This window comes from Streptomyces sp. NPDC088732 (assembly GCF_044751205.1).
Classification (GTDB): domain Bacteria; phylum Actinomycetota; class Actinomycetes; order Streptomycetales; family Streptomycetaceae; genus Actinacidiphila.
Window position 1 is genome coordinate 1 of the sequence record NZ_JBIVLI010000058.1, and the last position, 1,395, is coordinate 1,395.

The window sequence follows — 1,395 nt, forward strand, 5'->3', positions numbered from 1 at the left end:
GGACAAGCCCTCGGCTTATTAGTACCGGTCAGCTCCACCCATTACTGGGCTTCCACATCCGGCCTATCAACCCAGTCGTCTACTGGGAGCCTTAACCCCTCAAGGGGGTGGGAGTCCTCATCTCGAAGCAGGCTTCCCGCTTAGATGCTTTCAGCGGTTATCCCTCCCGAACGTAGCCAACCAGCCATGCCCTTGGCAGGACAACTGGCACACCAGAGGTTCGTCCGTCCCGGTCCTCTCGTACTAGGGACAGCCCTTCTCAAGACTCCTACGCGCACAGCGGATAGGGACCGAACTGTCTCACGACGTTCTAAACCCAGCTCGCGTACCGCTTTAATGGGCGAACAGCCCAACCCTTGGGACCGACTCCAGCCCCAGGATGCGACGAGCCGACATCGAGGTGCCAAACCATCCCGTCGATATGGACTCTTGGGGAAGATCAGCCTGTTATCCCCGGGGTACCTTTTATCCGTTGAGCGACGGCGCTTCCACAAGCCACCGCCGGATCACTAGTCCCTACTTTCGTACCTGCTCGACCCGTCAGTCTCACAGTCAAGCTCCCTTGTGCACTTACACTCAACACCTGATTGCCAACCAGGCTGAGGGAACCTTTGGGCGCCTCCGTTACCCTTTAGGAGGCAACCGCCCCAGTTAAACTACCCACCAGACACTGTCCCTGATCCGGATCACGGACCGAGGTTAGACATCCAGCACGACCAGAGTGGTATTTCAACGATGACTCCACAATGGCTGGCGCCACTGCTTCAAAGTCTCCCACCTATCCTACACAAGCCGAACCGAACACCAATATCAAGCTGTAGTAAAGGTCCCGGGGTCTTTCCGTCCTGCTGCGCGAAACGAGCATCTTTACTCGTAGTGCAATTTCACCGGGCCTGTGGTTGAGACAGTCGAGAAGTCGTTACGCCATTCGTGCAGGTCGGAACTTACCCGACAAGGAATTTCGCTACCTTAGGATGGTTATAGTTACCACCGCCGTTTACTGGCGCTTAAGTTCTCAGCTTCGCCCCGACGAATCAGAGCTAACCGGTCCCCTTAACGTTCCAGCACCGGGCAGGCGTCAGTCCGTATACATCGCCTTACGGCTTCGCACGGACCTGTGTTTTTAGTAAACAGTCGCTTCTCGCTGGTCTCTGCGGCCACCACCAGCTCAGGAAGCAAGTTCCCTCACCAGCAATGGCCCCCCTTCTCCCGAAGTTACGGGGGCATTTTGCCGAGTTCCTTAACCACAGTTCACCCGAACGCCTCGGTATTCTCTACCTGACCACCTGAGTCGGTTTAGGGTACGGGCCGCCATGAAACTCGCTAGAGGCTTTTCTCGACAGCATAGGATCATCCACTTCACCACAATCGGCTCGGCATCAGGTCTCAGGTACG

The 1,395-nt window shown here is 56.4% G+C and carries 1 rRNA gene (only partly in view); it reads right to left on the bottom strand.

Annotated elements, in window-relative coordinates:
• Positions 1-1,395: ribosomal RNA gene (locus ACIP9H_RS42190) — 23S ribosomal RNA — on the bottom strand; its annotated part runs 1,788 nt beyond the window's last position; the annotation flags it as partial.